At 64.6% G+C, this 6,743-nt stretch carries 9 protein-coding genes; 3 read left to right on the top strand and 6 right to left on the bottom strand.

Going from position 1 to position 6,743, the window contains the following annotated elements; genetic code table 11:
• Window positions 1-83: 83 nt before the first annotated feature.
• The 3 genes from EN742_RS19020 to EN742_RS19010 are packed head-to-tail and all read right to left on the bottom strand — an operon-like array spanning window position 84 to window position 1,658.
• Complete coding sequence (locus tag EN742_RS19020) at window positions 84-605, bottom strand: hypothetical protein (RefSeq protein ID WP_126058450.1); 522 nt, start codon at window positions 603-605, stop codon at window positions 84-86.
• A gap of 34 nt (window positions 606-639) precedes the next feature.
• A complete protein-coding gene (locus EN742_RS19015) occupies window positions 640-1,056 on the bottom strand; it encodes a hypothetical protein (protein ID WP_127405791.1) in 417 nt (138 codons plus the stop codon).
• Between the two features lie 8 nt (window positions 1,057-1,064).
• Complete coding sequence (locus EN742_RS19010) at window positions 1,065-1,658, bottom strand: rod-binding protein (RefSeq protein WP_189347887.1); 594 nt, start codon at window positions 1,656-1,658, stop codon at window positions 1,065-1,067.
• 126 nt (window positions 1,659-1,784) lie between these two features.
• Here EN742_RS19010 and EN742_RS19005 point away from each other — a divergent pair, with 126 nt between their 5' ends.
• The gene (locus EN742_RS19005; RefSeq protein ID WP_126058453.1) at window positions 1,785-2,054 is read left to right on the top strand and encodes a hypothetical protein; all 270 of its coding nucleotides are present in this window, start codon (window positions 1,785-1,787) and stop codon (window positions 2,052-2,054) included.
• Here EN742_RS19005 and EN742_RS19000 read toward each other — a convergent pair.
• The 3 genes from EN742_RS19000 to flhA are packed head-to-tail and all read right to left on the bottom strand — an operon-like array spanning window position 2,051 to window position 5,281.
• Window positions 2,051-2,440 (bottom strand): hypothetical protein, encoded by a 390-nt coding sequence (locus EN742_RS19000; RefSeq protein ID WP_126058454.1) that lies wholly within the window; start codon window positions 2,438-2,440, stop codon window positions 2,051-2,053. The two genes, EN742_RS19005 and EN742_RS19000, sit on opposite strands and share 4 nt — an antisense overlap.
• A 4-nt stretch (window positions 2,441-2,444) precedes the next feature.
• The gene (gene fliR, locus EN742_RS18995; protein ID WP_128333148.1) at window positions 2,445-3,197 is read right to left on the bottom strand and encodes a flagellar biosynthetic protein FliR; all 753 of its coding nucleotides are present in this window, start codon (window positions 3,195-3,197) and stop codon (window positions 2,445-2,447) included.
• Window positions 3,194-5,281: a flagellar biosynthesis protein FlhA gene (gene flhA, locus EN742_RS18990; protein WP_127405789.1), complete on the bottom strand. Its 2,088-nt coding sequence runs from the start codon at window positions 5,279-5,281 to the stop codon at window positions 3,194-3,196. The genes fliR and flhA overlap by 4 nt, the downstream gene beginning before the upstream one ends.
• Before the next feature lie 139 nt (window positions 5,282-5,420).
• Between flhA and EN742_RS18985 the strand changes: the two genes are divergently transcribed.
• Window positions 5,421-5,720, top strand: a complete 300-nt coding sequence (locus EN742_RS18985) for a putative quinol monooxygenase (protein ID WP_127405788.1) — start codon at window positions 5,421-5,423, stop codon at window positions 5,718-5,720.
• 146 nt (window positions 5,721-5,866) lie between these two features.
• Window positions 5,867-6,743: chloride channel protein (locus EN742_RS18980; RefSeq protein ID WP_148670154.1), on the top strand; the 877-nt coding region annotated here is incomplete at its 3' end.

The following is a 6,743-nucleotide window of genomic DNA, read 5'->3' as shown; positions in this document are numbered from 1 at the left end:
GCATTGACGTTTACGTCAACGTGGTGACGATGCGTCATCTCGCATCAGCTTGGCTAGCGGCGGCGAATGCGTCCGCGCCGCGATCAGTGCTGCTTGAAGGGCTTGGTCATTTCCGAGGCGGTCTCGCCAGCGCCCTTGCGGCGGCGAATGGCGTTGTCGCGGATCTCGTCTTTGGACAGGAAGTTGACCTGGTCGATCAGCACCTCATGCACCAGCTCGACGCCGACGCGGGCGTTGATGCTGTCCTGGATGGACTTGCGGAAGGCATCGAGATCGATTGTGTCCTTCTTGGTGAAATCGACCTGCGGATTGGCGTAGAGATAGGAGTAGACCTGGTCGGTGATCAGCGCGTCGGCCGGTATTGACAGCTTCTTTATCTGCTCTGGCTCGACCGTGTAGACGAGCTTGGTGAGAAAATAGCCGTCGATCCTGGCGTCGCGGATCAAGGGCACCGAGATAATATCGGTCTTGACGTAGTCGAGGCCACCCAGCATCGGCTTCGGCGGCTCGCCCACGCCGGCCTTGCCGGCAGCCTGGAACGAATAGAACACGGCGCCGAGCGTCGCTGCGCAGATCCAGATCGCGGCGGCGATGAACTTAATCACCGGTCTTTCCCTCGCGACGCCCTGGCGGCCGGGATCATGCTCTTGCCCAGCCGAACTCGCCGGCCGAATAAGTGCCGTCGGCCTCGGCGCGCTGAATGGCGCTCTTCAGCAGATGGGCGACCTCGTTGACGGCGTTGAGATGGGCGAGGATCGCCGCCTCGTTCTTGGCCAGCTTCTGGCGCAGCCGCGCCAGGCCTTCGCGATGCTGCTCCAGGAATTCGATCTCGTTGGCGCCCTTCATGGCGCGGGTCAGTTCGTAGAGATAGCGGCTCTTGCGGGCGTTGGACGCCTTGAGGTCGAAGCCGGTGCTGGCACGGATACCAGCCGTCTCCTCGTCGACCGCTTCCTCGATGCGGCCGATGATGGCGGCGAGGTTTCCGGGGCGAGCGAGCGGGATGGGCGCTTCCGAGGTCCGCGCCGGAAGGGTGGAGAATTCGGATTGGTCGGCCATGAGGCTCCCTAGATTTTTGTATCGGTTTCTATGGTCGTATCGTCGCCGGTCATCGACCGCGCGGCCTGGCGCTGCAACTCCTGCACCATGGACGTCGACAGCCGGATCTGTTGGTCGATCTCGGCCTTCTCCGGCCCACCCGAAACCGGGCCGACCGGCACGATGCGCTTGCCGTCCATATAGTGGTCGGCGAGCAGTGATCTGGCGATGCCGATGCCGCCGCGCGCGGCCATGACATTGGCCAGTTGCTCGGCCATCTGCGATTTCCACATGTCGCCGGCGAGACCCTTGCCGTAAACGCCCTCGGTGTCCTTGGGCATCATGTTCTGGATGAAGGTCTGCAGCACCATCGCCTCGAAGCGCTGGAACTTCTTCTCCGGGTTCGCCACCTCGGCTTTGTCCGCCGTGGCCCGGGAAAGCATGGTGCCGGCGGTGTCGACTGAAAAGGCGGCCGAGGCGCCACCAGTCCGTTTGGCCAGCGCCGCGCGCGCGGCTTCGACGTCCGTCGGCTCGGCAGCGCGAGCGACGTCCAAGACGATGTCGCTGGGTGGAGAGATTGCCAAAAAAGTCCGCCTCTTGCCGGTTTTTGCTATCCGCACAATGACTGAACAAGCTTGTGGCAGGCTTGAGAGCCCAAGCATCGAGTGGCTCGTCTTTCGCCATCGCGATTTTGCTGTGCTACGAAATGGGAGATCGTTCTTGCCAGCGGTTAGGGGCCAAAGTGTTGGATGAAGATTATCGAGAGATTTCAGATTTCCGGGCGAGGCGTCGTAGTCGTCGGTGACCTACAGACCGACTTCCGGATGGGCCAAAAACTCAACGCGATTGTCATGAGGCCGGACGGCTCTAAAACCTCGACGGCCGCGGAGAAAGAGTATGCGCTCCGGCGGATCGACGATGTCGCTCACGAATTCGAAGTGTTCGTGCTGCGTCATGTTGATCTAGCTGATGTGCCCGAGGGCAGCACTCTCGATCTGACTTTGATACCGAGTCGCTAGTTAGTATCGTCGCGTCGCTTCTGCGCGATCAGATCGAGCCGCTCGCGGTCGATGCGTTCGCGCTCGTCGCGGCGGCGCACGTCCTTGTAGGCGCGCTCGACCATGTTGGTGCGCGCCGTCGCGGTGGCGATGAGAGTTGCTTCCTGCCTGGCGCTTTCCAGGCTTGCCTGCTGGCGGACCAGGGCATTGGCGATGCGGCGATGGTAAAGGTCGGGGAACTGGCCGGCCAGCGATTGGTCAGCGTCGAAGTGCTCGACCAGTTCCCTTGCCTCGGTCTCGGCCGCTCCCGCCTGCGCCAGGAATGTCGCATGGCGCGTCTCGTGCAGGGCCTTGAGCTGCTCCTGCACCTTGACCAGTTTCCGCAGCCGTTCCTTGCGCGTGGTCATTGCGTCACCGTGCCAGTGTCAGGTCGACAAAGCCGTCGACGAACAGCGACAGCATGGTGCCGATGGCGAGGTAGAAGAGGATCAGGCCGCCGGCGATGACGAAAGGCAGCGAGATGAAGTAGACGGGGATCTGCGGCGTCAGCTTGTTGACGAAGCCGATGGTCAGATTGACCAGGATGGCATAGGCGACGAACGGGCTGCCGAGGCGGATGACCAGGAAGAAGGCGTCCGACACGGTGTCGGTGAGATCGACGAGCGCCGCCTGCGGATTGAAGAAGACGTTGACCGGCGCGACCGTGTAGGAGGCGACCAGAGCGCGCACGATCTCGTGGTCGAAGTCGACGACGAAGAGCAGCAGCAATGCCGAGAAGGAGATGATGGCGGCCAGCGCCGCCTGCGGCTCCGGCTCCTCGATCGCCGGGCCGCCGGCGCCGCCATAGCCGATCAGCGTGGCGATGGCCGAGCCCATGAAGCGCAGCGCCTCCATATAGAGCCGGGTCATGGCGCCGATCAGCCCGCCGACCAAGAGTTCCGAGACGATCATCGGCGCCAGGACCTGCGGGCGGGGATCGACATACGGGTAGATGCGGTCCCAGAGGAAGGCGAGCAGGCCGCCGGTGGCGGCGACCGCCACGAAGAGCCGGACCTGGATCGGCACGCGCGCACTCGACAGGCCTGGCATCAGCATGAAACAGGCGCCGATGCGGCAGAAAGCCAGGAAGGCGGCGATGACGACGCCTTGCGAGAGCGCGCTCACGAGATCGTCCCGAGCACCTTGATCTCAACGCCCTTGGCGATCTCGACATGGGAGAGCACCGGCAACGTGGTGAACAGGCGCTCGATGATCATGCGCACATAGGGGCGCGCGTCCGGCGCGGTGACCAGCACGAAGCGCTCGCCGGCTTCCAGATGCTTGCGGATCGCCTTGGTCGCATCCTGGCCGAATTCCTCGAGCTGACGCGGGTCGATGTCGAACTCGCGCACCTCGCCCTTGGCGTCGCGCTTGAGGCTCTGGTGGAAGGCGAGGTCCCAGCGGTTGCCGAGACGCAGAACCTTGAGCACGCCGCCCTCGGAAAGATCGCCGCAGATCTGCTGCGCCATGCGGATGCGCACGTGCTCGACAATCTGTTCGGTGCGGCGCACATGCGGCGCGATCTCGGCGATGGCTTCGATGATCAGATGCAGGTTGCGGATCGAGACGCGCTCGGCGAGCAGAAGCTTCAGCACCGCCTGCAGGCCGGGATAGGAGATGTGCGAGGTGCAGATCTCGTCGGCGAGCTTGCGGTATTCCGGATCCTGCCTCTCGAGCAGCGCCTTCATGTCCTTGTAGGAGAGAAGCTGCGGCAGGTTGTTGCGGATGACCTCGGAGAGATGGGTGAGCAGCACCGACATGTTGTCGGCATAGGTGTAGTTCTCACGCTTCAGGTCCTCGGCGAAGGTCTCCAGCACCGAGAAGGCGCGCATGCCGAAAGCCGGCTCGCGGATCTCCTCGCCGGGCAGGTCCGGCACGTCGCGGGTGCCGAGCAGCACCATGATCTCGCCGACGCGCATCTGGTACTCGGCGACGACCGTGCCGTGGACCTTGATCTGGTAGCTCTTCGGCGGGATGGCGAAGTCGTCGGCGACGCGCACTTCCGGCACGACGAAGCCGTATTGCTGGGCGAACTTCTTGCGCATCTTGGCCATGCGGAAGACCAGCTCCTGATGTGACACAAGCAAGCGCGTCGACAGCTGCTTGCCGATCAGCAGCTCGATCTCGGCGGTGGCGAGCGAGGCCTTGACTGAGTTCTTCTCTTCCTCGGCCTTCTTGGCCTTCTCCTCGTCCCTCAGTGCTTCGGCGGCGGCCATGGCGCGGTTCTGGCGCATCGGAATGACGTAGCCGAGACCGGCCATGCCGCCAGCAAGCGCGAAGAACGGGAACAGCGGCAGGCCGGGCATGAGGCCGAGGATGACCAGCAGGAACGCCGCGACGTAGAGCGCGCGCGGATGGGCGCCGAGCTGGCCGAACACGGCCTGGTTGGCCGAGCCGCGGGTGCCGCCCTTGGAGACCAGCATGCCGGCGGCGAGCGAGACGATCAGCGCCGGGATCTGGGTGACGAGGCCGTCACCGACCGACAGTTTGATGAACACGTCGGCGGCTTCGCCCATACCCATGCCGTGGCGGATGTAGCCGATGGCGATGCCGCCGACGATGTTGATGGCGGTGATGATGAGGCCGGCGATGGCGTCGCCGCGCACGAATTTCGAGGCGCCGTCCATAGAGCCGAAGAAGGAGGATTCCTCTTCCAGCTCGCGGCGGCGCAGCTGCGCCGTCTTCTCGTCGATCATGCCGGCGGAGAGGTCGGCGTCGATCGACATCTGCTTGCCGGGGATGGCGTCGAGGGTGAAGCGGGCGCCAACCTCGGCGATACGGGTGGCGCCCTTGGTGATGACGATGAAATTCACCACGATCAGGATCAGGAAGACGATCAGGCCGATGACGAAGTCGCTCGACATCACCAGCTTCGAGAAGCCGGAGATGACATAGCCGGCCGCGTGCGTGCCCTCATTGCCGTGCGAGAGGATCATGCGCGTGGTGGCGATGTTGAGCGACAGCCTGAGCATGGTGGCGATCAGCAGCACGGTCGGGAAGGAGGAGAAGTCGAGCGGCCGCTGGATCCACAGCGCCACCATCAGGATCAGCACCGACAGCGCGATCGAGAAGGCAAGGCCGATGTCGATGAGGAAGGCCGGGATCGGCAAGAACAGCACCGCCAGGATGACGACGATGCCCAGCGCGAAGAAGACGTCGCGGCCGTTCTTGGCCACCAGGCCGGCCGGGATTGTTTCGCTGATCGCCATATCGTCCTCAAGTCTCCAGCGCGCCGAACGCGCGGCAGCCTTTCGAGCCTAACCAGCCAAGCTTGCGCGAGGGTGGGAGACTGGCTACTGCCGATGGGCGGCATCCTCAGCCGCGCGCAACCTTCAGAAGGGGACCGGCATGCTCGTGATTATCGGCACCATCCGCCTGCCGGCGCATAGGCTGGACGAGGCAAGGCCGGCCATGGAGAATATGGTTTCGGCGAGCCACGCCGAGCCGGGCTGCCTCGAATATTCATATGCGCAGGACATCCTCGACGCAGGGCTGATCCGCGTCACGGAAGTGTGGAACGACAGGGCCGCGCTCGAGGCGCATTTCCGCACGCCGCACATCGCCGACTGGCGCGCGAGCTGGGCGGCCCTCGGCATCGGCGACCGCAACCTCGTGCTCTACGAAGCCGGCGACGCCAGGCCGATCTGAAGCGGGCCCCCCTCATCGATATCATTCCGATCGAGCGGCGCCAAAATGGCGCCACAAGCAGGCGGCATTGCAATAGCCACGCATGCCGCCCGGCGTATCAGGCACGGCAGCTTTCCATTCCCTTCGGAAATCGGCCAACCGCTCCGATGACTGCCACAAACCACAGCCAAGTCTACGCCCGCCGGCTTCGCGCGGTGCTGACCCGATCGATCCCGCTGCTCGAGGCGCGCGGCATCGTCATCGTCGTGCTTGCGGGTGTCGTCGGGGTGATGTCGGGCGCGCTGGTCACCGGCATGAGCGAACTGGTGCAAGGCATGCACTGGATGCTGTACGGTGTGCAGCCGGGCGGCCGGCTGTCGGCGATGTTCTCGCTGGCAAGCCCGATGCAGGCGCTGATCCCGGCGATCGGCGGCATCCTGCTTGGGCTGACCGTGATCTGGCTCAGGAGGCGCAAGTTCCGCACTCCGGTCGATCCGATCGAGGCCAACGCGCTCTATGGCGGGCGTATGTCGCTCACCGACACGTTCATCATCGTCGGCCAGACGGTGCTGTCCAGCGGCTTCGGCGCCTCGGTCGGGCTGGAGGCCGGCTACACGCAGGTTGGCTCTGGTCTGGCGTCGCGGCTGGCGCGCGCCTTCAGGCTGCGCCGCAACGACGTGCGCATCCTCGTCGGCTGCGGCGCCGCCGGCGCCATCGCCGCCGCCTTCGACGCGCCGCTGACCGGCGCTTTCTACGGCTTCGAGCTGATCATCGGCATCTATTCGGTCGCCAATGTCGCGCCGGTGATGACGGCGGCCATCTGCGCCTCGCTGACCGCCGAGGTGTTCGGCGTCGTGCCTTTTCCGCTGGAACTGTCCGGCCTGCCGGCGCTGACCGCCAGCCAGTACATCCCGTTCCTGCTGCTCGGCCTGCTCGGGGGCGCCGCCTCGATCGCCATCATGCATCTGGTCAGCCTGATCGAGCACGGCTTTGCCCGGCTGTCGGTCGATGCGTCGCTGCGGCCCTTCATCGGCGGCATCCTTG

The organism is Mesorhizobium sp. M4A.F.Ca.ET.020.02.1.1, assembly GCF_004022645.1.
Lineage (GTDB): Bacteria > Pseudomonadota > Alphaproteobacteria > Rhizobiales > Rhizobiaceae > Mesorhizobium.
Note: the sequence above shows the minus strand (reverse complement) of the source record. Positions and strands in the feature narration are given on the sequence as shown.